Annotated in this window: 26 protein-coding genes and 1 tRNA gene; 20 read left to right on the top strand and 7 right to left on the bottom strand. The window is 66.5% G+C overall.

All coding sequences use genetic code 11. The annotated features are described in order from the left end of the window. Positions 1–17: 17 nt before the first annotated feature. The 4 genes from AC5P9C_RS16965 to AC5P9C_RS16950 are packed head-to-tail and all read right to left on the bottom strand — an operon-like array spanning position 18 to position 4,384. Positions 18–545, bottom strand: a complete 528-nt coding sequence (locus tag AC5P9C_RS16965) for a Slp family lipoprotein (RefSeq protein WP_014036182.1) — start codon at positions 543–545, stop codon at positions 18–20. Continuing rightward, on the bottom strand, positions 542–2,491 hold the full coding sequence (locus tag AC5P9C_RS16960; RefSeq protein WP_329853453.1) for a transglutaminase TgpA family protein: 1,950 nt from the start codon (positions 2,489–2,491) through the stop codon (positions 542–544). The genes AC5P9C_RS16965 and AC5P9C_RS16960 overlap by 4 nt, the downstream gene beginning before the upstream one ends. Further along, complete coding sequence (locus AC5P9C_RS16955; RefSeq protein ID WP_049471050.1) at positions 2,484–3,407, bottom strand: DUF58 domain-containing protein; 924 nt, start codon at positions 3,405–3,407, stop codon at positions 2,484–2,486. The genes AC5P9C_RS16960 and AC5P9C_RS16955 overlap by 8 nt, the downstream gene beginning before the upstream one ends. A 23-nt stretch (positions 3,408–3,430) precedes the next feature. After that, positions 3,431–4,384, bottom strand: coding sequence for an AAA family ATPase (locus AC5P9C_RS16950; RefSeq protein ID WP_049471052.1), 954 nt, complete (start codon positions 4,382–4,384; stop codon positions 3,431–3,433). 42 nt (positions 4,385–4,426) lie between these two features. On the opposite strand from AC5P9C_RS16950, the gene AC5P9C_RS16945 reads away from it, so the two are divergent. Further along, positions 4,427–6,262, top strand: coding sequence for a glycosyltransferase family 39 protein (locus AC5P9C_RS16945; RefSeq protein WP_329853455.1), 1,836 nt, complete (start codon positions 4,427–4,429; stop codon positions 6,260–6,262). Between the two features lie 45 nt (positions 6,263–6,307). Here the strand turns inward: AC5P9C_RS16945 and AC5P9C_RS16940 are convergent, their stop codons facing one another. Beyond that, the gene (locus AC5P9C_RS16940; protein ID WP_329853457.1) at positions 6,308–6,877 is read right to left on the bottom strand and encodes a Maf family protein; all 570 of its coding nucleotides are present in this window, start codon (positions 6,875–6,877) and stop codon (positions 6,308–6,310) included. Between the two features lie 113 nt (positions 6,878–6,990). Between AC5P9C_RS16940 and AC5P9C_RS16935 the strand changes: the two genes are divergently transcribed. From AC5P9C_RS16935 to AC5P9C_RS16860, 16 genes are all read left to right on the top strand, one after another. After that, on the top strand, positions 6,991–7,500 hold the full coding sequence (locus AC5P9C_RS16935; RefSeq protein WP_049471056.1) for a YceD family protein: 510 nt from the start codon (positions 6,991–6,993) through the stop codon (positions 7,498–7,500). A 107-nt stretch (positions 7,501–7,607) separates the two neighbouring features. Next, positions 7,608–7,802 carry a 50S ribosomal protein L32 gene (rpmF, locus tag AC5P9C_RS16930; protein ID WP_005408308.1) on the top strand — a complete coding sequence of 65 codons (195 nt, stop codon included), beginning with the start codon at positions 7,608–7,610 and terminating at the stop codon, positions 7,800–7,802. A 91-nt stretch (positions 7,803–7,893) separates the two neighbouring features. Next, the gene (locus AC5P9C_RS16925) at positions 7,894–8,871 is read left to right on the top strand and encodes a beta-ketoacyl-ACP synthase III (RefSeq protein ID WP_495205219.1); all 978 of its coding nucleotides are present in this window, start codon (positions 7,894–7,896) and stop codon (positions 8,869–8,871) included. Positions 8,872–8,948: 77 nt separating this feature from the next. Beyond that, complete coding sequence (locus tag AC5P9C_RS16920) at positions 8,949–9,731, top strand: BUD32 family EKC/KEOPS complex subunit (protein WP_049471060.1); 783 nt, start codon at positions 8,949–8,951, stop codon at positions 9,729–9,731. Between the two features lie 159 nt (positions 9,732–9,890). Further along, positions 9,891–10,835 (top strand): ACP S-malonyltransferase, encoded by a 945-nt coding sequence (gene fabD, locus AC5P9C_RS16915; protein WP_049471061.1) that lies wholly within the window; start codon positions 9,891–9,893, stop codon positions 10,833–10,835. An 81-nt stretch (positions 10,836–10,916) separates the two neighbouring features. Next, complete coding sequence (gene fabG, locus AC5P9C_RS16910) at positions 10,917–11,660, top strand: 3-oxoacyl-ACP reductase FabG (protein ID WP_005408312.1); 744 nt, start codon at positions 10,917–10,919, stop codon at positions 11,658–11,660. Between the two features lie 152 nt (positions 11,661–11,812). Next, positions 11,813–12,052, top strand: coding sequence for an acyl carrier protein (gene acpP / locus AC5P9C_RS16905; RefSeq protein ID WP_005415509.1), 240 nt, complete (start codon positions 11,813–11,815; stop codon positions 12,050–12,052). 142 nt (positions 12,053–12,194) lie between these two features. After that, positions 12,195–13,457, top strand: a complete 1,263-nt coding sequence (fabF, locus tag AC5P9C_RS16900; protein ID WP_049471064.1) for a beta-ketoacyl-ACP synthase II — start codon at positions 12,195–12,197, stop codon at positions 13,455–13,457. A gap of 93 nt (positions 13,458–13,550) precedes the next feature. Continuing rightward, positions 13,551–14,915: an aminodeoxychorismate synthase component I gene (locus tag AC5P9C_RS16895; protein WP_088476248.1), complete on the top strand. Its 1,365-nt coding sequence runs from the start codon at positions 13,551–13,553 to the stop codon at positions 14,913–14,915. Between the two features lie 210 nt (positions 14,916–15,125). Then, positions 15,126–16,187: an endolytic transglycosylase MltG gene (mltG, locus tag AC5P9C_RS16890; RefSeq protein WP_495205218.1), complete on the top strand. Its 1,062-nt coding sequence runs from the start codon at positions 15,126–15,128 to the stop codon at positions 16,185–16,187. After that, positions 16,184–16,849 (top strand): dTMP kinase, encoded by a 666-nt coding sequence (gene tmk, locus AC5P9C_RS16885; protein ID WP_329853464.1) that lies wholly within the window; start codon positions 16,184–16,186, stop codon positions 16,847–16,849. Before mltG ends, tmk begins: the two co-directional genes overlap by 4 nt. Then, positions 16,846–17,802 (top strand): DNA polymerase III subunit delta', encoded by a 957-nt coding sequence (locus tag AC5P9C_RS16880; RefSeq protein ID WP_049469129.1) that lies wholly within the window; start codon positions 16,846–16,848, stop codon positions 17,800–17,802. The genes tmk and AC5P9C_RS16880 overlap by 4 nt, the downstream gene beginning before the upstream one ends. Next, positions 17,799–18,152 (top strand): PilZ domain-containing protein, encoded by a 354-nt coding sequence (locus AC5P9C_RS16875; protein WP_005412452.1) that lies wholly within the window; start codon positions 17,799–17,801, stop codon positions 18,150–18,152. The genes AC5P9C_RS16880 and AC5P9C_RS16875 overlap by 4 nt, the downstream gene beginning before the upstream one ends. A gap of 116 nt (positions 18,153–18,268) precedes the next feature. After that, positions 18,269–18,343 (top strand) — tRNA-Val (locus AC5P9C_RS16870). A gap of 87 nt (positions 18,344–18,430) precedes the next feature. Then, entirely contained in the window at positions 18,431–18,991 is a 561-nt protein-coding gene (locus AC5P9C_RS16865; protein WP_033835182.1) for a hypothetical protein, read from the top strand. 172 nt (positions 18,992–19,163) lie between these two features. After that, positions 19,164–20,186 carry a hypothetical protein gene (locus AC5P9C_RS16860; protein ID WP_152904740.1) on the top strand — a complete coding sequence of 341 codons (1,023 nt, stop codon included), beginning with the start codon at positions 19,164–19,166 and terminating at the stop codon, positions 20,184–20,186. Between the two features lie 210 nt (positions 20,187–20,396). Here the strand turns inward: AC5P9C_RS16860 and AC5P9C_RS16855 are convergent, their stop codons facing one another. After that, complete coding sequence (locus AC5P9C_RS16855) at positions 20,397–20,804, bottom strand: hypothetical protein (protein ID WP_049417077.1); 408 nt, start codon at positions 20,802–20,804, stop codon at positions 20,397–20,399. A 566-nt stretch (positions 20,805–21,370) separates the two neighbouring features. Between AC5P9C_RS16855 and AC5P9C_RS16850 the strand changes: the two genes are divergently transcribed. Continuing rightward, on the top strand, positions 21,371–21,751 hold the full coding sequence (locus AC5P9C_RS16850; protein ID WP_049417078.1) for a tautomerase family protein: 381 nt from the start codon (positions 21,371–21,373) through the stop codon (positions 21,749–21,751). A 46-nt stretch (positions 21,752–21,797) separates the two neighbouring features. On the opposite strand, the gene AC5P9C_RS16845 is transcribed toward AC5P9C_RS16850, so the two are convergent. Beyond that, positions 21,798–22,373, bottom strand: a complete 576-nt coding sequence (locus AC5P9C_RS16845; RefSeq protein WP_343540772.1) for a hypothetical protein — start codon at positions 22,371–22,373, stop codon at positions 21,798–21,800. Positions 22,374–22,614: 241 nt separating this feature from the next. Between AC5P9C_RS16845 and AC5P9C_RS16840 the strand changes: the two genes are divergently transcribed. After that, the gene (locus AC5P9C_RS16840; RefSeq protein ID WP_057495159.1) at positions 22,615–23,010 is read left to right on the top strand and encodes a DUF2946 family protein; all 396 of its coding nucleotides are present in this window, start codon (positions 22,615–22,617) and stop codon (positions 23,008–23,010) included. Positions 23,011–23,139: 129 nt separating this feature from the next. After that, positions 23,140–25,278: a TonB-dependent receptor gene (locus AC5P9C_RS16835; protein ID WP_343540773.1), complete on the top strand. Its 2,139-nt coding sequence runs from the start codon at positions 23,140–23,142 to the stop codon at positions 25,276–25,278. The last annotated feature ends 5 nt before the right edge of the window (positions 25,279–25,283 follow it).

The following is a 25,283-nucleotide window of genomic DNA, read 5'->3' as shown; positions in this document are numbered from 1 at the left end:
GGCGGTTGGCGATCAGATCACCACCAGCCCCAGCGGCCGTAACCACCCCAGTACGGGCCATACGGGCCCGGGCCCCACGGGCCGTAAGGGTAGGGCACCACATCGACCTGGCGCTGTTCCGGCCACAGGTAGATCACATCGGCCGACAGCTTGGGCAGGCGATAGTCGTACTCGCCGATGCGGGTGTTCTGGTAGCCGTCGATCTTGCCGATGAAGGTCACGTCGCGGCCGGCTTCAAACACGGCCGGGTCGTAGAAACCGGCGCGGCAGGCAATGAAGCGGCCATCGCTGGCATCGGACGAGGTGGTGTTCGGGCGGCCACTGGCGTTGAGCGGGCGCGAGATCATCTGGAAGCAGGTCTCGCCCTGGCCGGGCTTGGTTTCGATGATGCGGCCGCCCCATCGGACCGGCGTGCCGACCTGCTGGGTGGCGACCGAGTCGCGCGGGGAAACCAGGCTGAACTGTCCCTGCAGCGGCTTGGGGGCCGTGGCGCAGGCCGACAGGGCCAGCGTGGCCACAGCGGTGAGGAGGAACTTGGTGTTCATGGGGAGGCTCCGGAAGTCGGGCGATGCCTGCGCAGGTCCCGCAATAATGAAGCGAGGTCGGTGCAAGTTCCAGCGTAGCGCGCGTCGGCGAAACGCTGGCTGAGCGCGAGCAGGGCCGGATCGGGGCGCTGGGCGTGCACCCGCCGTGCCCAGTCCCGCGCGGTCTCGCAGGGCTCGCGAGCCAGCCCGAGGCGCGCATACCGCCGACCCAGCCGGTGCCAGGCGCGCAGCAGCGGGTCGCGTTCGCGCTCGCCGCGGGCCAGCAGCCAGGCCATCCACGCCAGCGCCAGCAGCGCGGCCACCACCAGGCCAGCCACCAGCTGCGCCGGCCCGAGGTCATCCAGCCCGAATGGCTTGAGCAGCTGCTGCTGGCGGCGCGCGTCAAAGGACAGCACCAGGTCGTTCCAGCCGCGGCGCAGCCAGTCGCCCATCTGCCCCAGCTGCAGCCAGCGCTGCTGCAGCGGGGTATCGGTGCCGGCCTGCAGGCGGTCGTCCAGCGTGTCCAGGATGCGCTCCGGCGCCACGGCCGCGGTCGGGTCGACCCGGACCCAGCCGCGTTGTGGCAGCCAGACTTCGGCCCAGGCGTGGGCATCCATGCGCCTCACCACCCAGTAGTCGCCGATGCGGTTGCGGGTGCCGCCGGCGAAGCCGGTCACCACCCGGGCCGGAATGCCGGCGTTGCGCATCAGCACCACGAAGGCCGAGCTGAAGTGCTGGCAGAAGCCGGCCTTGTAGTTGAACAGGAAATCGTCGACCGGATCGCGCCCGGCCACCGGGGCATCGAGCGTGTAGGAGAAATCGCGGGTGATCCACTGCAGCGCGCGACGGACGATAGCCTCGTCATCGTTGCCGACCTCCTGCCGCCATTGCCGTGCGAGCTGGGCGGTACGTGGATTGAAGCCCGGCGGAAGCTGCAACGCGGCGCGGCGCAGATAGGGCGAAAGATCGGTGTCGAACCGTTGCGGTGGCGCCGAATGCAGCCGCCAGCGGCTGAGCGCGGACAGCGTGCGGTCGCTGCGCAGGCTCATGTCGGCATCGAAGCTGCTGCCCTCCGGTGCGCGGCTGGGCAGGTCCAGTGCCACCAGCAGGCGACGGTCGGTAGGCTCGTAGTCGATCTGGTAGTCCCATCCCGGTGCCGCCGCCTGGACCACGGGAGCGGACCGCCGGGCCGCGGCGGGATCGCGGCTCCAGCGGTGGCCATCGAAGGAGGTCAGCACCGGGCCGCGCCAATAGCGCTGCGCGGGCTCGGGTACCGCGCCGAAGAACTGCACGCGCAGCGCCGGGGTGTCGTCGGCCATCAGGTCCAGCCACTGGTCCGGTGCCATGCTGTCGGCCAGGCCCGGCGTACCCACCGCCCGCTCGGGCACGCCCCACAACGGCGTGGACAAGCGCGGGAACAGCCAGAAGCAGGCCAGTGCCAGCGGCAGGCCGATGCCCAGCAAGCGGCCGACACCACGCAGTTGTCCACGCAGTGGCTGGCGTGGGCTGCGGCCTTCGTCCTGGGCCAGGCGCTGCAGGGCCAACAGCGCGACAACGGCGGCCAGCGCCGCCAGCCCCGTGGTCAGCGGCCCCTGGTCGAGCAGGAAGGCCGCGAACGGCGAGAACAGTGCGAACCCCAGCAGGCTGCGTGCATCGCGCAGGTTGCGCAGTTCGCTGGATTTGATCGCCAGCATCGCCGCCAGCAGCGCACAGCCGGTGTCACGCCCCGGCCGCACCATGCCCATCTGCCAGACGATCGTTGCCAGCATGGCCAGTACCAGCAGCAGGCGCACCGGCATCGGCAGCACCCGCCGCCACGCGAGTGCCGCGGTCAGTACGGCGGCGATCGCGATCACCAGGGCGAGCACCGGTGGCAGCTGCAGCAGCAGCGGCAACAGCGCGAGCGCAGCGCTGGCCAGGGTCCAGCTGCGGGCGTTGCGATCAAGCAGGACGGCGGGCTCAGTCATGGGGCATCAACGCCAGCGCGCGCAGGCACAGGTGGTGGTGGCTGGCGCCTTGGCCGGGACCCAATGGCGGATGCGCCGGAAGCAGCAGTGTGTAGCGCCGGCCCTCGCGCTCGGCCATGTCGACCCAGCGTGCCAGCCGCGCGATGCGCGCCTCATGCGCCAGCGGCGCCAGCGTGCGCCAGTCCAGTACCACTTCGATGCCGATCGGCTTCTCGTACTCGCGCACCAGCAGGCTGTCACGGCGTGCCGAGTGCTTCCAGGCAATGCTGCGCGGGGCGTCGCCGGCACGATAGGGGCGCAGCTGATGCAGCTCTTCGCCCGTGGCGTGGGCGCGGGTGTGCAGGGGATCGCTGCCACTTTCCGGGAGGGGCGGTGCCTGGGCCTCGGCCAGCGGGTAAACCAGCAGCGGCTGTTCCGGCCACACCCACGACCACGCGCGCACCAGCCCCAGCGGTTGCGTACTGGACAGGCGGATGCGGGGCAGTTCCAGCCAGCCGCGGCGCTCGCTGGGGACATCCAGCTCCACTTCGCCGCGACCCTGCGCCGGCAGCGCGACCCAGGCCTCGCTTCCCGCCAGCTGCAGGTGCAGCCCATGGCGCGCGCGCGGGTCGCGCAGCGAAAGGTCCACGCGCAGGCGCAGCGGCTGCCCGGCCGGTACCGGTTCGGCGGAGATTGCATCGATCTGCAGGCCGGACAGCTGCAGGTGCGCGGCGATGGCGCTGGCGATCGCCGCTGCGGCCAACAGCAGCGCCAGCAGCAGGGCCGGGTTGTTGTTGTAGTTCAGTGCGCCCAGCAACATCGCTGACAGCAGGGTGGCTACGAACAGGCCGAAGCGCGTCGGCAGTACATAGATGCGATGGCGATCCAGTCGCTGCGGCAGGGCTTCGGGCCTGCGTGGGCGTGCCAGCAGCTGCATGCGTGCCCAGCGAGTGGCCACCTTCAGTCCACCGCGACGGTCTGCAGGATCGCGCGCGCCAGTGCCGGCCCGGAACTGGATTCGGCCTCGGCCACCAGGCGATGGCCGGCCACCGCCACGAACAGGGTCTGCACGTCCTCGGGAACCACGTGCCCGCGGCCGAGCAGCAGCGCGTGCGCCCTGGCGGCGCGCAGCAGGGCCAGCCCGGCACGCGGCGACAGACCCACGCGGACCCCGGCATGCTGGCGGCTGCGGGTCAGCAGCGCCTGCACGTAGTCGACCAGCGCGTCGCTGGCGTGCACCTGGCCAACCGCTTCACGCAACGCACGCACCTGGGTGTCGTCCAGCTTCGGCACCGCGCGCGCGATCAGGTCGCGGCGATCGCTGCCACGCAGCAGTTCGCGCTCGGCCTGCGCGCTCGGGTAGCCCATTGCCAGGCGCAGCAGGAAACGGTCCAGCTGCGAATCCGGCAACGGGAAGGTGCCGGACAGGTCGACCGGGTTCTGCGTGGCGATGACGAAGAACGGATCGGGCAGCGGATGCGTCTGTCCGTCCAGGGTGACCTGCTGCTCGGCCATCGCCTCCAGCAACGCGCTCTGCGTGCGCGGCGGTGCGCGGTTGATCTCATCGGCCAGCAGCACGTGGGTGAACACCGGGCCGGGATGGAACTGGAACTGGCGGCTGCCGGCCTCGTACACCGATACGCCAAGCACATCGGCCGGCAACAGGTCGGAGGTGAACTGCACGCGCTGGAAGCTGAGGCCGAGGCTGCTGGCCAGCGCATGCGCGAGCGTGGTCTTGCCCAGGCCAGGCAGATCCTCGATGAGCAGGTGGCCGCCGGAAAGCAGGGCGACAAAGGCCAGCCTGACTTCCGGCACCTTGCCCAGCACCAGTGCGTTCACCTGATCCTGTGCCTCCCGCAGGGCCTGGCGCAGTTGATCGGTTAGCATGCTGGGAGTGGGGGACGAGGCTGGCATGATCGTCTCAGGTCTGGAATCCATTCGATTATCCATAGAGCAATGCAAGGCGAACAGCGCGCGCGGACGATATTTCTCTGGTTGTGGACGCTGGTCACAGCGGCCAAGCTGGTGGTGGCTGCGCGCCTGCCGCTGTTCGTCGACGAAGCGTTCTACTGGCAGGAAGGCCAGCACCTGGCCGCTGCCTATTCCGATCTGCCGGGGCTGACCGCCTGGCTGGCACGCCTGGGTGTGGAGATTGGCGGTCATCACGTACTCGCATTGCGATTGCCGTTCCTGGCCATCGGTGCGCTGTTGCCGTTGCTGGTGGTGCGCATCGCCACACGCTGGTTCGGCAACGTTGCCGGGTGGCAGGCGGGCAGCCTGACCCTGCTGATGCCGCTGTCGGCCACGCTGGGCCTGCTGGCGGTGCCGGACGTGCCCATGGCGCTGGCCGCAGTGATCTGCCTGCACGCCGGCGCACGCCTGCTGCACAGCGTGGATGCATCATCGGCGATGAAGCTGGCGCTGGGCCTGCTGATCGGTGCGCTCAGCCACTACCGCTTCATCGGTGTCATCGGCGTCGGGTTCATCGCGCTGCTGGCGTTGCCGCAGGGGCGTCGCATGCTGGCCGATCCGCGCGTATGGGTGGCGCTGGCGGTGGGTGTGCTGGCCTGGCTGCCGCTGCTGGCCTGGAACGCGGACAACCATGATGCCGGCCTGAAGTTCCAGGTGGTGGAGCGCCACCCGTGGGCTTTCGAGTGGGAGGGACTGTGGTTCCTGGTGATCCAGCCGATGCTGGTCACGCCGATCCTGTGCATCGCGATGTGGAAGGTCGCGCTGGCCGGCACCCGCAGCGGCGGCGGCGCGCGGGTGCAGTGGCGCTACTTCGGCCTGGTGGGCGGTGTATCGACGCTGGGCATTTTCCTGCTGGGTTTCTTCACCGATGTCGAACGCATCAGTTTCCACTGGCCGCTGCCGGGCTACCTGGCACTGCTGGTGGCGGTGCCGGTGGTGCTCAATGGCTGGCCGCGCTGGCTGCGCCGTACCGGCTGGTGGCTGGCGGCGGCGGGTACCGTGCTGGCCTTCGGCTACTACCTGATGGCGTCCACGCCGGCGCTGCGCGAGCAGATGGCGGGCAGCAAGTACTACCCGCGCAACTTCGCCGGCTGGCAACCGCTGGCCGTGGCGGTGCGCGACGAGCTGCGCCAGATGCCGCCCGGCACGCGTGTCCTGGCGGGCAACTTCAAGGTCGGTGCCGAACTGGGCTTCCAGCTGGGCGACGGTGATATCCAGGTGTTGCCGCATCCGCTCAATGACAAGCATGGGCGAACCGCGCAGCTGGCGCAGTGGAACCTGCTGCACGAAGGCCCGCGCAATACGCCGATGTTGCTGGTGCTGTCACCCAGCGACCAGCGCTACCGCGATCTGCTGGCGCGCTATCACACCATCTGCGAGCAGGTCGGGCCGTTGCCCGCGCCGCGCGTGGTCAGCAGCGACCATGGCTTCCAGCGGTTCCTGTTGTTCCGGTTGCCGGCGCAGCGTGCACCGGGGCCGTGCGTGACGCCGGCGATGGCGTGGCTGGATGCGCCGTCCAATGGTCAGACGGTTTCCGGAACGCTGGCGATCAAGGGCTGGGCCTTCAAGGATGGCGTCGGCCTGGCACGCATCGAAGTGCTGGTCGACGGCCGCCCGATCGGTGATGCGCGCTACGGGCGCGTGTTCGACGTCCGCCCCGCCTGGCCGGGCAGTACCGACCCGCAGCATCCGTCGGTGGGCTTTGATGCCTCGCTGGATACCGCCACGCTGGCACCGGGGCGGCATTGGCTCGGCCTGCGCCTGTACGGGCGCGATGGCAGCGTGGAGGCGTGGCAGGAGCAGCCGTTCGAGGTGCGCTGACGTCCTCTGGTCCTGTCGAGCCGAGCCGATGCTCGGCTCTACCGTTCACGGCACCGCGAATCCGGCCCTGCGCAGCAGTCCGCACAGCGCGATCAACGGCAGGCCGACCAGCGCGGTCGGGTCGCGGTTGTCGATCGCCTCGAACAGGCTGATGCCCAGGCCCTCGCACTTGAAGCTGCCGGCGCAGTCCAGTGGCTGCTCAGCGGCGACATAACGGGCGATCTCCAGCGGGTCCAGCGCGCGGAAGCGTACTTCGGTCAGATCCACTGCGGCGAAGGATTCTCCATCGCGCCTGAGACTGATTGCCGTGTGAAAGCGCACGGTTTGCCCGGACATCGCCGCCAGCTGCGCACAGGCGGCCTCGGCCGTGCCCGGCTTGCCCAGCGGCTGGCCGTTCAGGTCGGCCACCTGGTCCGAGCCGATCACCCAGGCGCCCGGATGGTGGGCGGCCACATCGGCGGCCTTGGCGGCCGCCAGGCGCGTGGCCAGCGCCAGCGGAGCTTCGCCGTTCAACGGGGTTTCATCCACGTCCGGGCGTGCGCAGTCGAAGGGCAGGCCCAGCCGTTGCAGCAGTTCGCGGCGGTAGCGGGAGGTGGAGGCCAGGACCAGTGGCATGTGACAATACCGGGGCAGGGCGCGGCAGTCTGGCCCGCCTGCGCCGCCCGCGGCAAGTCCTGCAGGGCAGGCATTTGACAGCAGACACCGCGATCCTTAGTATTCAGCGGCTTATGTCCGCGAACGTGCCCGAAACGCTGGATGCCTGGCGGATGGTTGTAGCGCGAAGGCGCTTCGACGGTCAGGTGCCCCTGGCTGAATTGACCCGCCTGCAAGGGTTGGTCGCAGATACCGACGGCGAGTGTGTCTACTCGCTTGAATTCGGTCGCGACGACGTCTTGCGGGTATCCTATGTGGAACTGACCATCGACACCGCGTTGCCGCTGACCTGTCAGCGCAGCATGCAGCGATTCCTGTTGCCGGTGAAGGTGACCCAGAGGCTTGGCCTGATCCGCGACGAGGACGAGGAATCGTCCCTGCCGGAGGAATACGAGGCGTTGCTGGTGCCGGAAGACGGCCAGCTGCGTCCGCTGGACCTGGTCGAGGACGAGCTGGTGCTGGCGGTGCCTGTGGTGCCGCTGTCGCCCGACGGTGAAGCAGTCGACAAGGACTGGGCACCGAGCGAAGAAGAAACGAAGAAGGCCAACCCGTTCGCGGCGTTGGCGGCACTGAAGAAACAATAGCAGCCGGATTGTCGTCGGCGGCTGCGGCGAAAGCGAAAGTGTGCTGGGCGCTGGCGTCCTGCGCGACGATACGACGAAGCAAAACGAACCGAGTTTGGAGCAATCCCATGGCTGTGCAGAAATCCCGTGTTACCCCGTCCCGCCGCGGCCAGCGCCGTTCGCATGACGCCCTGAGCGCCAAGCAGCTGTCGACCGACCCGACCACCGGCGAAGTGCATCTGCGTCACCACATCACTGCCGATGGTTTCTACCGCGGCAAGAAGGTCATCCAGACCAAGACCTCGGCCGTCGAAGAAGATTGATGTGCCGGGAAGGCCGCTGTCTCCGGGCAGCGGCCTTTGCCTTCTTTCCCGGGCGTGCCGGTGATCGGCGGCCCGCGCAACAGGAAACATGATGAGCAAGCGGATCTACTCGAGGATCGCGGGCACCGGCAGCTATTTGCCGGAAAAAGTCCTGACCAACGCCGACCTGGAAAAAATGGTCGAAACCTCGGACGAGTGGATCCAGTCGCGCACCGGCATTCGTGAACGGCACATCGCGGCCGAAGGCGAAACCACCAGCGACCTCGGCTACAACGCCGCCCTGCGCGCGCTGGGAGCCGCAGGCATCGATGCCTCGCAGCTCGACATGATCGTGGTCGGTACGACCACGCCTGACCTCATTTTTCCGTCCACCGCGTGCCTGGTCCAGGCCAAGCTCGGTGTGGCGGGGTGCCCTGCCTTCGACGTGAACGCGGCCTGTTCCGGCTTCGTGTTCGCGCTGGGCGTGGCCGACAAGTTCATCCGCTCCGGCGACTGCAAGCATGTGCTGGTGATCGGCACCGAAACGCTGACCCGCATGGTCGACTGGAACGATCGCACCACCTGCGTGCTGTTCGGTGATGGCGCCGGCGCTGTCGTGCTGAAGGCCGACGAAGAGACCGGCATCCTCAGCACCCACCTGCATGCCGATGGCAGCAAGAAGGAACTGCTGTGGAACCCGGTCGGCGTTTCGACCGGCTTCAAGGACGGCGCCAACGGCGGTGGCACCATCAACATGAAGGGCAACGACGTGTTCAAGTATGCCGTCAAGGCGCTGGACTCGGTCGTGGACGAGACCCTGGCTGCCAACGGCCTGGACAAGTCCGACCTGGACTGGCTGATCCCGCACCAGGCCAACCTGCGCATCATCGAAGCCACCGCCAAGCGTCTGGAGATGTCGATGGACCAGGTCGTGGTGACCGTCGACAAGCACGGCAACACCTCCTCCGGCTCGGTGCCGCTGGCGCTGGACGCCGCGGTGCGTTCGGGCAAGGTCGAGCGTGGCCAGCTGCTGCTGCTGGAGGCCTTCGGCGGCGGCTTCACGTGGGGTTCGGCCCTGCTGCGCTATTGATAGTGCAAGTTACGACAATGTGAAGTCTTGTCGTTACGGCCCCTCCGGGGCCGTAACGCGTTTAAGGAGGACCTGTCATGGTTGAGCCCATCGTCATCGAAGGGCAACGTGCCTGGCTGAAGCAGTACGGCAAGGGAAGCCGGGCAATGGCCCTGGGCCTGCTCAATTTTGTTGCGCGCCGTTTCCATCTGGATGCGCTGCGCCCGCCACCGCATCGCGGCGGCGATGCAGCACGCGAAACCGAAGCCCGGCGCCTGGGGGAACTGCAGGCACAGGGCGTGAACGTGCCCGACGTGCTGGGCACCGGCCACGCTGCACTGGTGATCGGCGACAACGGCAGCTCGTTCAATACCTGCCTGCGTGAAGCCGATGAGGCCGGCCGCGATCGGCTGGTGATGGCGGCGATGCAGTCCATCGCCCAGGCGCATGCGCGCGGGGCCTATTTCGGCCAGCCCTTGCCGCGCAACCTCACCTGGGATGGCGAGAAGGTCGGCTTCATCGACTTCGAGGAAGATCCGCTGGAAGTGATGGACCTGTCCGAAGCGCAGGCCCGTGACTGGCTGATGTTCGGCTATGGCGTGGCCAAGTACTACGCCGACCGCCCCGAGCACCTGCAGGCGATGATGGCCGAAGCGATGGGCGACGTTCAGGCGCCGGTACGCGAGCACGTGCATGCGGTCAGTGGCCGCCTGCGCAGCCTGGCCCGGGTCTGCATGAAGCTGGGGCGTTCAGCGCGCGCGCTGGCCCATTCGATCTTCATCACCCACGGCGCCAGTACGGCCGGGGTGCTGATGCTGGTGGGGCTGTGCGTGGATTTCCTCGCCGACGGCGATCTGGACGTGCTGCAGCTGTTCTGCTGATGGCTGACAGGGGTCAGATCCCTTTTCCTGCGGAAAAGGGATCTGACCCGTTGCGCTTGCCCGGCCGCGCTCCATACGCCTGCATACGCGCACGTACAGACGACACAGCGGATTCGCCCTTATCATGGCCCGCTTCGATTGCAACAAGCGGATGACCGCGTGACCGTATCCACCCTCGCTTTTGTCTTCCCCGGCCAGGGCTCGCAGTCTGTGGGCATGGTGGCCGAGCTGGCCGAACTGCACCCGCAGGTGCGTGAAGCCTTCACCGAGGCATCCGATGGTGCCGGCGTCGACCTGTGGGCGCTGTCCCAGGGTGGCCCGGAGGAAATGCTCAACCGTACCGAATACACCCAGCCGGCCCTGCTGGCGGCAAGCATCGGCGTGTGGCGCGCCTGGAACGCCGTGGGCGGTCCGCGCCCGTCGGTGCTGGCCGGCCACAGCCTGGGCGAGTACACCGCCTTGGTTGCCGCAGGCGCGCTGAGCCTGCATGACGGTGCGCACCTGGTGCGCCTGCGCGGCCAGCTGATGCAGGAAGCCGCCCCGGCCGGCGTCGGCGCCATGGCCGCCGTGCTCGGCGCCGAAGACCAGCTGGTACTGGACGTCTGCGCCGAAGCGGCGGGCAGCCAGGTGGTGGTGCCGGCCAACTTCAATTCGCCGGGCCAGATCGTGATCGGTGGCGACGCCGACGCGGTCGACCGTGCGCTGGCGCTGCTGGCCGAGAAGGGCGTGCGCAAGGCGGTCAAGCTGGCCGTCAGCGTGCCCTCGCACACCCCGCTGATGCGCGAAGCCGCCAACCGCCTGGCCGAGGTGATGGCCGGCCTGTCCTGGCAGGCGCCGCAGCTGCCGGTGATCCAGAACGTCGATGCCCAGGTGCACGACGGCGTGGACGCCCTCCGCACCGCGCTGGTCCAGCAGCTGTACCAGCCGGTACAGTGGACCGGGTGCGTGCAGGCGCTGGCTGCCCGTGGCGTCACCCGGATCGCCGAGTGCGGCCCGGGCAAGGTGCTGACCGGTCTGGTCAAGCGCATCGACAAGGCCATCGACGGCCGTCCGCTGGCCACTCCGGGCGACTTCGAAGCCGCCCGCGAGGCGTGGTCGGCCTGATTCCCCTGTTCCTGCCGACCGTGCCGGTCGCCGCTGCAAGCGGCACGGGTGCGGCGGTCGCCCCAGCCTGAGGAAAACATCATGAGCAAGCCCCTGCAGGGTGAAATCGCACTGGTCACCGGCGCCAGCCGTGGCATCGGTGCCGCCATCGCCGATCTGCTGGCCGCCCAGGGCGCCACCGTCATCGGTACCGCCACCACCGAATCCGGCGCTGCCGCGATCGGCGAACGCCTGGCCGCCCACGGTGGTCACGGCCGCGCGCTGAACGTCACCGATGCCGCCGCGCTGGACAGCGTGCTCGATGGCATCGCCAAGGAATTCGGCCCGATCTCGATCCTGGTCAACAATGCCGGCATCACCCGCGACAACCTGCTGATGCGCATGAAGGACGAGGACTGGGCGTCGATCATCGACACCAACCTGACCAGCGTGTTCCGCACCAGCAAGGCGGTGATGCGCGGCATGATGAAGGCGCGCAAGGGCCGCATCATCAACATCGCATCGGTGGTGGGCGTGACCGGCAATGCCGGCCAGGCCAACTACGCCGCGGCCAAGGCCGGCATCATCGGCTTCAGCAAGTCGCTGGCCAAGGAAATCGGTTCGCGCGGTGTCACCGTCAATGTTGTCGCACCTGGCTTCATCGACACCGACATGACCAAGGCGTTGCCGGAAGAAGCGCGCACCGCGCTGATCAACGACATCGCCCTCGAACGCCTGGGATCGCCGGAAGACATCGCCCATGCGGTGGCCTTCCTGGCCAGCCCGGCTGCCGGTTACATCACCGGCGAAACCCTCCATGTGAACGGCGGCATGTACATGCCGTAAGCAAGGGGCGCAGGGATTGCGCCGCAAGTGATTGATCTGCGGAGGTTTTTGCTGCAATGCAAGGCCGCGCCGGTTTCCACTACACTATCCCACGGCCATCGCCCTTGATGGCGACCACTTTTGAACCACAACTCCATCTGGAGCGAGATCCCATGAGCACCATCGAAGAACGCGTCAAGAAAATCGTCGTCGAACAGCTTGGCGTCAAGGAAGAAGAAGTCACCAACAGCGCATCGTTCGTCGATGACCTGGGCGCTGACTCGCTGGACACCGTCGAGCTGGTGATGGCCCTGGAAGAAGAATTCGAGTGCGAGATCCCGGACGAAGAAGCCGAGAAGATCAGCACCGTGCAGGCCGCCATCGACTACATCAAGGCCCACGTCAAGGCCTGATGTCAGACGGCAGTGCGCGCGCGGGCCACGCTCGCCGCGCACCGCACCCCATGGGGCCGCTGTTGCGGCCCCGTGTGTTTGGGCATCACACCGAAGCAAACCGCGTTGCCCGTTGAAATCAGCCGGGCCAGGAGAATCAGCAATGAAGCGTCGCGTCGTCGTAACCGGCCTGGGTATCGTCTCGCCGTTGGGCAATGATCTGGCCAGCAGCTGGGAAGGCATCACCCACGGTCGTTCGGGCATCGGTCCGCTGACCAACGTTTCTGATGCCTATCTGGATCGGTTCACCACCAAGATTGCCGGTGAGGTCAAGGGATTCGACATCACCGCCGACAATGAACTGTTCGGCAAGTTCCGGGTCAGCGGCAAGGATGCCAAGAAGATGGACCCGTTCATCCATTACGGCCTCGGTGCCTCGTTCATGGCCCTGCACGACTCGGGCCTGGAGATCACCGACGCCAATGCCGAGCGCATCGGCGCCATCGTCGGCGCCGGCATCGGCGGCCTGCTCGGCATCGAAGAGCAGACCATCGAGTTCCATGAGGGCAAGAAGATCTCGCCCTTCTACGTGCCCAAGACCATCATCAACATGCTGCCGGGCCAGCTGAGCATCATCACCGGCCTGAAGGGCCCGTCGTTCTCGGCGGTGTCGGCGTGCGCGACCTCGAACCACTCGATCGGCACCGCGATGCGCATGATCCAGTACGGTGACGCCGACGTGATGGTGGTCGGTGGTGCCGAACGTGGCTCTTCGCCGACCGCCGTGGGCGGCTTCTGCGCGATGAAGGCCATGAGTACCCGCAATGACGCCCCGGAACAGGCCTCGCGCCCGTGGGACAAGGACCGTGACGGCTTCGTGCTGGGCGACGGCGCCGGCATCCTGATCCTGGAAGAGTACGAGCACGCCAAGGCACGTGGCGCGAAGATCTACTGCGAACTGGCCGGCTTCGGCGCCAGCTCCGACGCGTACCACATGACCGCACCGAGCGAGAACGGCGAAGGCGCCGCGCGCTGCATGGCCATGGCCATGAAGGACGCGGGCGTGACCCCGGAACAGGTGGGCTACCTCAACGCGCACGGCACCTCCACGCCGCTGGGCGACCTGGGCGAGACGATGGCGATGAAGACCGCCTTCGGCGACCACGCCTACAAGATGATGGTCAGCTCCACCAAGTCGATGACCGGCCACCTGCTGGGTGCTGCCGGCGGCGTGGAAGCGATCTTCTCGGTGATGGCACTGCAGGACAACGTCATCCCGCCGACCATCAACCTGCAGCAGCCGGGCGAAGGCTGCGACCTGGACTACGTGCCCAACGAAGCACGCCAGGCCAAGGTCGACGTGGTGATGTCCAATGGTTTCGGCTTCGGCGGCACCAACGGCACGCTGGTCTTCAAGCGCGTCTGACCGAGTTGTAGCGTCGGGCCATGCTCGACGCCGCGTTCTCCGGAGCCGCCGCAAGGCGGCTTCCGTGCATCTGAACCCCCAGAACTGGCTGCCATGACCCACGCACCGCTGATCCACCCGCTGCCGCACCCGATCGATCTGCTGGCCCTGCAGCAGCATGACCCGGCTCGCTTTCCGCTGCTGATGGAATCCACTGCTTCGGGCACCGCGCAGGGCCGCTGGAGCCTGCTGCTGGCCGCGCAGGGTGATGGCCTGCGGCTGGATGCGGATGGCCAGGTGCGCGACCAGCACGACGCGGTGCACGCCGGCAGCTTCCTGCAGGTGCTGGACCGTGCCTGGCAGCGCGAACGCCTGCCGCATGACGGCAGCCACAGCCTGCCGTTCCGCGGCGGCTGGGCGTTGATGCTCGATTACGAAGTGGCCAGCCAGATCGAACCGGTGCTGCCGGCGCGCGCACGCGAGGATGGCCGCCCGACCGCGCTGGCGCTGCGCTGCCCGGCCGCGGTGCTGCACGACCACCACAACGACGCCAGCTTCGTCATCGCCGAGGCCGGCGAGCAGGCGTTGCTGGATGCGCTGGTGGCACTGGCCTCGGCCGCGCTGCCCGAAGCCGGGCAGGGCTGGCAGCCGCCGCAGGCGGTGGACGAGGATGCGCCGCAACGTTTCACCGACGGTGTGCGCCGGGTAATCGAGTACCTGCGCGCCGGCGATGTGTTCCAGGTGAACCTGTCGCGGCGCTGGAGCGCGCAGTTTGCCGCGCCGGTCAGCCCGCAGGCGCTGTACGCGCAGCTGCGCCGCGCCAACCCGGCACCGTTCGCCGGCCTGTTCAGCGCGCATGGCCGCCATGTGGTCAGTTCCTCGCCGGAGCGGCTGGTGTCGGTGCATGCCGGCCACGCGCAGACCCGTCCGATTGCCGGCACGCGTCCGCGCTTCGAGGGGGACGATGATGCCGCGCGCATCCAGGAGCTGGTCGGCCACCCCAAGGAGCGCGCCGAACACGTGATGCTGATCGACCTGGAGCGCAACGACCTGGGCCGCATCTGCCTGCCCGGTACCGTGGTGGTCGACGAGCTGATGACCGTGGAGAGCTACGCGCACGTGCACCACATCGTCAGCAACGTCAGCGGCCACCTGCGCCCGGAGGTCACCCCCGGCGAGGTGATCGCCGCCACGTTCCCCGGTGGCACCATCACCGGCTGCCCCAAGGTGCGCTGCATGCAGATCATCAGCGAGCTGGAGCAGGTGCCGCGCGGTGCCTACACCGGCGCGTTCGGCTGGCTGAACCGCGATGGCGACCTGGACCTGAACATCCTGATCCGCACCGCCGAAGTGGATGGCCACCAGGTCAGCTTCCGCACCGGCGCCGGCATCGTGGTCGATTCGGACCCGGACAAGGAACTGGACGAGACCCGCGCCAAGGCCCGCGGCCTGCTGCGCGCGCTGGGCCAGCAAGGGTAGGCGTGTTCCGGTAGTGCCGGCCGCTGGCCGGCAACCTCATGCACCCATGATCCGCGCGCTTGCCGGCCAGCGGCCGGCACTACCGTACCGGTGGGTGCCAGTGTTGTGGTGGGTGCCGACCGTTGGTCGGCACGGGTGTGTGGCCCCGGTCATGACCCCAATCCACCGGCACGGTATCCTGCACGACGGAATCGAGTTCAGAGGTAGTCCATGGCGGGAGCCAAGCGCGGGTGTCTGTTCGTGGTAACGCTGTTGGTGGTGCTGGGCGCCGTCGTGGCCGGCGCGGGCGCGTGGTTCTTCTACCAGCAGACCCGGTTCGCCGATGCCCCGATCACCCCGACCGCCGAGAGCGTGGTCATCGCCAGCGGCGATGGCATGAACAGCGTGCTGCGCAAGCTGCGCGAGGCCGGCGTGGACGAGGGCCAGGATACCCAGTGGCAGTTGCTGGCGCGCCAGCTCGATGCGGCCGGCAAACTGAAGGTGGGCGAGTATGCGCTCAGTGGCGATCTGACCCCGCGCGAGCTGCTGCTGCGCATGCGCGCCGGCAAGGTGCTGCAGCACCGGGTCACGATTGTCGAGGGCTGGAACATCCGCCAGCTGCGTGCCGCACTCAAGCGCGCCGAGCCGCTGCTGCACACCACCGATACCCTGGATGACGCCGCGTTGATGCAGCGCCTCGGCTTCGGTGGCCAGCATCCGGAAGGCCGCTTCCTGCCGGAGACCTACGTTTACCAGCGCGGCGACAGTGATCTGGACGTGCTCAAGCGCGCCCACGCCGCGATGGAAAAGGCGCTGGACGAAGCCTGGGAAAGCCGCGCGCCGGACCTGCCGATCAACACGCCCTACGAACTGCTGACGCTGGCCTCGATCATCGAGAAGGAAACCGCGCTGGCCAGCGAACGACCGCAGATCGCCGGCGTGTTCATGCGCCGCCTGAAGATCGGCATGCGCCTGCAGACCGACCCGACCGTGATCTACGGCCTCGGTGCTGCATATGACGGCAACATCCGCCGTCGCGACCTGACCACCGATACGCCGTACAACACCTATACCCGTGCCGGCCTGACCCCGACCCCGATCGCCATGCCCAGCCGCGACGCGCTGATGGCCGCCGCGCAGCCCGCTGCGGGCGACGCGCTGTACTTCGTCGCCGTGGGCGACGGCAGCGGCGCGCACGTGTTCTCGCCCAGCCTGGACCAGCACAACGCCGCCGTAGCCCGCTACCTGCAGCAGCTGCGCCAGCAACGTACCCAGGAGACCCCGGCGCAATGAGTCCCGCGCTGCTTCGCCACCCGCGTTTCGTCAGCCTGGAAGGCGGCGAGGGCGCCGGCAAGACCACCGCCATCAATGCCATCCGTGACTGCCTGCGCAGCCACGGCCACGAGGTAGTGCTGACCCGCGAGCCGGGCGGTACGCCACTGGCCGAGCGCATCCGCGGCCTGGTGCTGAAGCCCGATGCCGAAATCGCCGCCGAGCCGCTCAGCGCCGAAGCCGAGCTGCTGCTGGTGTTCGCCGCACGCGCCCAGCATGTGCGCCAGGTGATCCGACCGGCGCTGCAGCGCGGTGCCTATGTGCTGAGCGATCGCTTCACCGATTCCAGCTATGCCTACCAGGGCGGTGGCCGCGGGCTTGACCCGCAGTGGATTGCCGACCTGGAGCGCCGCGCGGTCGGCCTGCTGCCAGGGCTGACCCTGCTGCTGGACGTGGACGTGGCCGTCGGCCGCGCGCGCGCCAACGGTCGTGACCTGTGGCCGGACCGCATCGAGAGCGAGCAGGACGATTTCTTCCAGCGCGTGCGCGAAGTGTTCCGCAGCCGCGCACAGCAGGACCCGCAGCGCTTCGCGCTGATCGACGCCGGCCAGGTGCAGGAACGCGTGGCCGCCGATGTGGTTGCACGTATCGAGCGTTGGCTGCAGGACGGGGTGGGCGCATGAGCACGTTTTCGCCGTGGCAGCAGCGCGCGTTCGACCAGACCGTGGCCGCGCTCGATGCGGGTCGCCTCGGTCATGGCCTGCTGATCTGCGGCCCGGCCGGGCTGGGCAAGCGCGAGGTGGCGCTGGCGCTGGCCGACCACGTGCTGGCGCAGGGTGATGCAACGCACGCCACGCGCACGCGCCAGCTGATCGCCGCCGGTACCCATCCGGACCTGCAGCTGGTCAGCTTCATTCCGAACAAGAGCGGCGACAAGCTGCGTACCGAGATCGTCATCGAGCAGGTGCGCGAGATCACCGACAAGCTCGCGCTGACCCCGCAGTACGGCGTGGCGCAGGTGGTGATCGTCGATCCGGCCGATGCGATCAACCGTTCGGCCGCCAATGCGCTGCTGAAAACCCTGGAAGAGCCGCAGCCCGGACGCTACCTGTGGCTGATCAGCAGCGACCCGGCACGCCTGCCGCAGACCATCCGCAGCCGTTGCCAGCGCCTGGAATTCAAGCTGCCGCCGCAGCACGAAGCATTGGCCTGGCTGCAGCAGCAGGGCCACAGCGAAGCATCGGCGCGCGAAGCGTTGGAGGCCGCCCGCGGCCATCCCGGGCAGGCCGACAACTGGCTGCGCGAAGACGGCCTGAGCCTGCGCCGCGAAGTCGGTCGAGATCTGGAACAGCTGGCCGCCGGCAAGACCGGCGCGGTGGAGCTGGCGCAGAAGTGGTGTGGTGATGACAACGCGGCGCTGCGCCTGCGCTTCGCTGCCGACCTGGCGCTGGCCCAGGCCAGCACCGATGCCTTGACCACGCCGGAGCGATTGCACAAGCTTGCAGCCTGGTTTGATGCGGCCAACCGCACCCGCGACCTGCTGCGCACCACGGTGCGTGCAGACCTCGCGGTGGTCGAGTTGCTGCTGGCCTGGAACAAGGTGAACGAGCGGCCTGCCGCAAGGGGAAATCGATGAGTGCCAGCAACGCCCGCCAGGGCATCCTGTCCCTGGCTGTGAAGGACAAAGCCGCGCTGTACAGCGCGTACATGCCGTTCGTGAAGAATGGCGGCATCTTCGTGCCCACGCCCAAGCGCTACTTCCTGGGCGACGAGGTGTTCCTGCTGCTGACCCTGCCCGATTCCAGCGAGCGCCTGCCGGTGGCCGGCAAGGTGATCTGGGTGACCCCGGCCGGCGCGCAGGGCAACCGCACCGCCGGCATCGGCGTGCAGCTGGCCGACGGTGCCGAAGGCGAGGGCGTGCGCCACAAGATCGAGACCCTGCTGGCCGGCCTGACCGGCTCGGACAAGCCGACCCATACGATGTGATTCCGGTAGCGCCGGGCCATGCCCGGCTGCGTGCCCCGAAACGCCGTGAACACGACTGTGAAAAACTGTTGACGGCCTCTGAAAAGCCCCTATAATGAGCGGCTCAGCAACACACCGGGCGGTTAGCTCAGCGGTAGAGCATTGCCTTCACACGGCAAGGGTCACAGGTTCGATCCCTGTACCGCCCACCAAATAGAACCCTGATTTTAATGGGTTAACGTCAAAGCCGGCCTTGAGCCGGCTTTTTCGTAAGTGCAGAGTAAGTGCAGGGAGGTCGAATGGGCTCCAACAAGCAGTTGACTCGCCGCCAGATGAAGATGGGGCTCTACAAGCTCACTCTGGCCCGCTCTGACTTCTTCGCCAGCCGAAAGGCTTGTGCCTACATGGTCAAGCATGTCACTGGGTTCGATCACCCGCTTTACTATCACCTGTACGCATCCTCCGTTGTTTCGTACGCAAAGCCCTTCGTGAATTCCGCTATTGGCGTCCTTCCAAGTAGATGGGCGAAGTTTGAGCACCGGTGGATGACCGACGTCCATAATGACGTAATCAGGGCGCGGCACGAGGTGATCGCGCACAACGATCAGAACGCCCGCAAGTTGACGATAGTGCCCCCTGGGGCTGCGCCCGATGACATCGTTCCCATGTCGCGCATTGGGATCGCGTTGAAGCTTGACACCTACTACATCAGTGGCGGCTTGTTCTCGTCGCTCGGGCAGGTCTGTCAGTACCAGATTGATCGCCTCAATAAGGCAATTGATGATGCACTTGACGAGCTGTATGAGGGGAGAGAGCTGCCGTCGGAATCTTTCGAGCTGACGCTAGACGACGAGTTGTAGGACCGGGGTGTCTCAGTTCCCGTTGATCGCTGATCGTAGTGAGTGGTGCACCACCGCTGGTCATCTCTGATAGTAGAGACGTTCTTTCTCTAGAGCAGACAGTTGAAGTCTTGTTGTTTGAGTTAGTTTTGACATAACGGTCGATGCCGAAAGTTCCCACGGGAGTGCTTCTGTGAACCAGCGAGTCATGTCGCAACGAGATCAGGCAGGGCAGGTCAAGCTGGTAGAGGGCACCGGGCCTATTACCAAGATGCTACCTATGGGTGAGTTTTTGGAGGTGTACAAGCGTGATGTGACTTTTCGCTTGAGGACCCCAGATTCCATAGATCCAGACCGGACAAATGTGAATTTGCCATGGGTGACTTCTCCAGTCGCTTGGGTCGGATCCTCACACCCGGCCATTGCCCGGGTATTGATCCAATCGGACGAACTTTTGAACCACGCTACGCTCGCCCCGGGGAAGCAGAGGCAAGACCTAATGCTTCACCTTCATGCATGCAAAGAAGCGCTTTTGGCCTGTGACGCAGTAGCAATTCGAGTGGGAGGACGGGTAAAGGCGATCGTTGAAGCCATCCAGTCGGCAGGACTCTCCATTGATTCTTCAGGTCACGGTTTGAACCCATTTCCGCAGGTTGAAGACCTGGATGCTGACTGTGTAACGTTTCTTGTGCAGGCGAACAGGGCTGTAAAGCTGATTTCGCAGGTCCCATCTTATTTTCTGGAGCTTGCGAAGCAGTGCAATAATTTTGATCATTTGGGAAGAGCGCTGCGAGCAAGAATTGGCGAGTCGCCGCTCTGCATCTTTGTTGAAGAAAATTCAGAGTTCATAGCCAAAATTGCCGCTCTTCGAAACTTCCAAGAGCACCCGGCTCCAGAGAAAAAGACGGTCGTTCGGAATTTCCATCTTCTGCCCAACGGAAGTGTCAGTGTACCAACCTGGTTTATCGTCGGTAGCGATGATGAGACTGCGGGAGCGATTCATTTGGATATGCAGGTGATCGCGGAGAGTCTCGTGGAGATTGCTGAAATCCTGGTCGTACATCTCGTAATGCAGACGTTGTCATCAAGCTTCCCGTATGCGCTAGAAATGATCCCGGAGGCCGAAATGGACGCAGACGCGCCCATAAGGTTCAGGCTGGGATTGGATTTTTCGCAGATTCAGTTCGAAGAGGTCAGGGCTGATCCTCGGCCATGATGCCGCCAGATGGCCAGCAGCGGGCGACCATTCGCGTCCATTACGTCCGCTGAGAACCGCGTGCAGTACATTTCATAGTGCTTGTCCGCCGTACTACGGGACACGACGCTAACCCCTGCGAGCAGGCGTTCATCAAGTTTGCTGAACTTCAAGCGCTGTGTGGTCTCCTGCGCTCCCTGCGCGATTGTAGCGGGAGCACATCCGGGCCGGTCAGGCATCGCCGCTGGAGAGGCAATGATGTGCCTCGCGCACCAACTGTCGTGCGGCCACGATCAGTCCGTCGATATGGAAGGCGCCCAACTGCTCGTTCGGACCGCCTTCGTTGCGCGCCCGGTCGGCGGCCTGCAGCAGATCGAGCAACGCGCCGAGCCCAGATAGCGAGCGGCGCAATGAAGCGTGATTGCTGGCACCGAGGGTGAGGTTGTTGCACGGCTGTCCGTCATCGCCGTCGGCATGGTTGATGGCATTGAGGCAAGTGAAGAACGTGGCCGACTGCGCCGGCAGGTTCTGTTCGTTCAGGGCGCACTCGATCTCGCGTGCGAGGTCCCCGGGCACGTCGGCTGCGACGTCGCCGATCAGGGCATGCAGGCGGGGATGGATGGCGGTGCGGTTGGTCATGGCGAAACCCTCACTGGCGTAGGGCCACCTTCCGGAGTGAAGGTGGCGGACGGTGCGGGTTGGCGTGCCAAGGCAAACGAACTCCCATCAAGAAGAAGGCCTGGCGGATCTGTCGATCCCCACGCACCGGCCGCCATGAAAGGCAATCGATGCATTCTCTCTGCTGCGGCACAAACCGCAGCGATGGGTGTTCATTCGTTTATTCGAGACGCCAATCCCGGCCAAGGCGTCTTGCCTCGGCGCGGCGATCTTCAAGCCGGGCAATCACATCGGTCTGTAAGGAAAATTCTCAACTGTCCCTAGGCAGGCCAGACGTTTTCTGATGTGTGCCGTTCGACACGCGCGAGTAGTGCGGCCCATCACTGATGGCGCACATCGCCGCCCCTACCGACAGTGCACGAGACGACTCCAGAGCGGCGCCGCCACGGCAATCGCGTCACCCCGCGCGGCGGAGTCGGGACCATGCCACGCATGGAGCCAGAGGGTTCCATCCCTGCGCTGTCCCGCCGCCCCGGGCAGGCGTAGTCTCAGCCCGTTGCCATGCCCATCCACTCTGGAGTGCCACCATGCCGCTCGCCCGCATCGATCTTCGCAAAGGTAAATCCGCCGACTACCTGCAACGCGTCGGCGAAACCATCTACCAGGCCATGCGCGCGGTGGGTGTGCCGGAAAACGACCGCTTCCAGATCTTCCAGGAACACGCGCCCGGCACGCTGATGTACGACCCCGGCTACCTGGGCGTGGACCGTACCGACGACTTCATCTGCATCCAGATCACCTGGAACGAAGGGCGCACGCTGGAGCAGAAGAAGGCGCTGTACGCTGGCATCGCCGATGGACTGCATGCGGCGGTGGGCATCCGCCGCGAGGATGTGTTCATCAACCTGGTGGAGGTGAAGAAGGAGAACTGGTCGTTTGGCAATGGGCAGGCGCAGTACGTGAGTTGATGCGGGAACGCTGCGCTGTTTCTTTAGTGCGTGCCAAGGCACTGTGCTACTTGGCGAGCGGACGCGATTCGTGAATCAGTATCCTGGCGCTTGCGCCACGAAGTGGTGCGAAGTCTTCAACCGTGCTGATCTGTACGCGGTAGCGACTTTGTGCCTGCAACGGCAGCAGTGCGACATGGAGTCGATAGGCCCCATCGCTGCCTCGTTGGGTCTGGGCGTAGTTCAGACCCTTACCGCGGTGCCAGTCTGGCAGAGGCTGGCCAGATTGCGACTGTGCGATCTGATACGCGTCGGGGCTTGCCAGCGGCTGCCACGTGCCGCCGGACCATTGCTGAAGTCCTACGCGTAAAGGAATGTGCAGGTCGCGCGGAGAAGCGGCATCTGGCGATGAGGAAACGTGCTGCAGATCCAGCTCCACCGCATATGTGTGGTAGCTGGCAAAATTGCGCGCCGTGGTTTCGAACTCGAACTGCACCTGCTGGCCGGGCGCGTCCACGGCGATGGGCTGTGAGAGTTCCAGCGGCTCTGGCGGTGGGGGCGGCCCCTTGTCGGCGCAGGCGGCAAGCAGCGCGGTCAGGCCGAGCAGGCTGATGCGCAGCCGTTGTGTGATGCGGGTGGTCATGCGGATCCCTCTGGCTCCTTGCCGTGGCCATCTGAACCCTAACGTTGGCGAGGCGGGGCCTGCAAGCGTAGGGACCGCGGTGCGTTGCATTCACATGTCGCCGCTGGAGGCGAGCCCCTGCGTCACCGTGTCGCAGGGGGCAAACCCTGAACGGGGTCCAAGGTTGGCCATGGCCCCGTAGAATGGCGGCGTGCGCCGTTCTGCTCTCCACCGCCGGTTCCAGGCCCTGGCATGGCTTGCCATGCTGCTGGTGTTGCTCGCCCCGCTGGTGAGCCGCTGGCTGGCGCACGGTCACGTGGCTGCCGCTGCGCCGGTGGCGGCCATGGACCATGCGATGCACGCAGAGCATGCACAGCACGCGATGGAAGGGCACCACGACCATCACGCGATGGCGATGCCGCACGGCGGGGCCACGAAGAAGCCGCCCGCCGACCCACACGCCGATCATGAGATGGGCGTGGACTGCGATTACTGCCTGATCGCTGCACGGCTGATCACCCTGCTGGTGGCGGCCGTGCTGCTGTTGGCGCCGATGGCACCGGTGTGCCGCGCACTGCGCGGCGCGGTGCGGGCGTTGCCGCAACGGATCAGCGGCACATTGGGCGCGCGTGGACCGCCGGCACTGATGGCTGCCTGAGCCGCACGCGCGCTGCATTGAACGTTCTTCCATGAGGTTGCCGGCTACGGCCGGTGCCCGCACGCGCGTGTCTGTCCCTTTCTGATTGCTGCCCTGCCATTGCGGGGTAGCCTTGCATGCCGTGAAAAAATGAAAACGAACCCCAACCCCGCGTGCCTGCGCCGGGCGACGCTGCCTGTCCTGTGCGCGCTGCTCCTGCATGCTGCGCCCCTGCTTGCCGCCGACGCGGCACCCCCGACCACGCTGGAGACCGTGCGGGTGGTCGACACCCGCAGCGGCGAGCTGTCCTCCACTGCCAGCGCAGGCTCTGCATTGGGCCTGAGCGTGCTGCAGACACCGGCCAGCCTGACGGTCATTTCGCGCGAGCAGCTGGAGCAGCGCGGCGACAGTAACCTCAACGATGCGATCAGCCGGGCGGGTGCGATCAGTGCCATGCCGCATCCGGGCAATGGCCTGAGTGCGCTGTCCAGCCGCGGCTTCACCGACGGTGCCTCGGTGATGCGGCTGTACGATGGGCTGCGCCAGTACGGCGGCGTGGGAATCACGTTCCCGTTCGATACCTGGTCGATCGAGCGCATCGAAGTGCTGCGCGGCCCGGCCTCGGTGATCCATGGCGACGGTGCGATCGGCGGCGTGATCAACATCGTGCCGAAGAAGCCCTCGCGCGGTGCCATCGAAAACGAGATCAGCGTGACCGTGGGCAGCGACGACACCGCGCGTCTGGGTTTCGGCAGTGGTGGCGCGCTGACGCCCGAGCTGGCCTACCGGCTGGATCTGAGTGGCAACTACAGCGGTGGCTGGGTTGATCGTGGGCGCAACAATGACGCGACGTTCTCCGGTGCATTGCTGTGGCAGCCGCGTGCGGACCTGCAGCTGACGCTCACCCATGCGCAGGGCTACCAGCAACCGATGCGCTACTTCGGCACGCCGCTGGTCGACGGCCGCCAGCTGGAGGCGCTGCGCCACCGCAACTACAACGTGGACGACAGCGAGATCCGCTTCCGCGACCGCTGGACCCAGCTCGATGCGCTGTGGACGCCGAACGCGAACGTGGAATGGCGCACGCGCGTCTACCAGATCGACAGCCAGCGCGATTGGCGCAATGCCGAGGCCTATGTCTACAACCGCGCTACTGGCTTGATCGATCGATCTGGCAATACCGAGATCACCCACAACCAGGACCAGACCGGACTGACCTCGACGCTGCGTGTGCAGGGCAATGTGGGCGGTTGGGCGAACAGCTTCGCGGTGGGCCTGGACGCCAACCGCGCGCACTTCAAGCACACCAACAACACCTATGCCGGCAGCTCGGGCCCGGTCGATCCGTTCGATCCGGTGCCGGGCCAGTTCGCCAGCGACGCGCCGAACCTGCCGCGCTACCGTAACCGTGCCGCGCAGTACGCGCTGTTCGTGGAGGACCGGCTGGCGCTGAGCGAGCGCTGGTCGGTGCTGGGTGGCCTGCGCCACGACCGCGCGCGCATTGATCGCACCGATTTGATCAGCGGCCAGAACGCGTTCTCGAAGACCTACAGCAGCACCGGCTGGCGTGCAGGCACGGTATTCGCGCTGCAGCCGACGTTGAGCCTGTATGCGCAGTATTCGCAGGCGGCAGACCCGGTCAGTGGCCTGCTGATGATCAGCCCGGCCAACGGTGCCTTCGACCTGGCCAAGGGGCGGCAGATCGAGGTGGGCCTGAAGCAGGCCTTCGACGGTGGCGAGTGGACGCTGGCGGCGTATCGCATCCGCAAGACCGGGCTGCTCAGCCGTGATCCGCTGGTGCCGGATCGTCGGGTGCAGGTGGGCGCGCAGACCTCGCGCGGTGTTGAAGCGTCGTTGAGCTGGAACGTCGCGCCGCACTGGTCGCTCGATGCCAATGCGACGGTGCTGAAGGCCGAGTTCGAGGACTTCCTGGAATCCACGGGTTCGCCGGCGGTGCTGGTGTCGCGCGACGGCAACGTGCCGCCGAACGTGGCCGAGCGCCTGGCCAGTATGTGGTTGAGCTGGCAGTTCGCACCGGATTGGAGTGCGGCGGGGGGCGTGCGTTATGTCGGCAAGCGCTACGCCGACAACGCCAATACGCTGGAACTGCCCGGCTACAGCACCACCGACCTGGCACTGACCTGGCAGGCGGCACCGCGCACGCGACTGTCCGCGCGGCTGTTCAACGTGTTCGACAAGGCGTACTACGCCACCGCGTACTACACCAGCACGCAGTGGCTGCTGGGTGCGGACCGGCGCGTCGAATTCACCGTCGACCATCGCTTCTGAGGACG

The sequence above is a fragment of the Stenotrophomonas sp. YJH_SMC_10 genome, assembly GCF_059371555.1.
The sequence above is the reverse complement of the archived record's forward strand: the minus strand, read 5'-3'. Positions and strand labels throughout refer to the sequence as shown.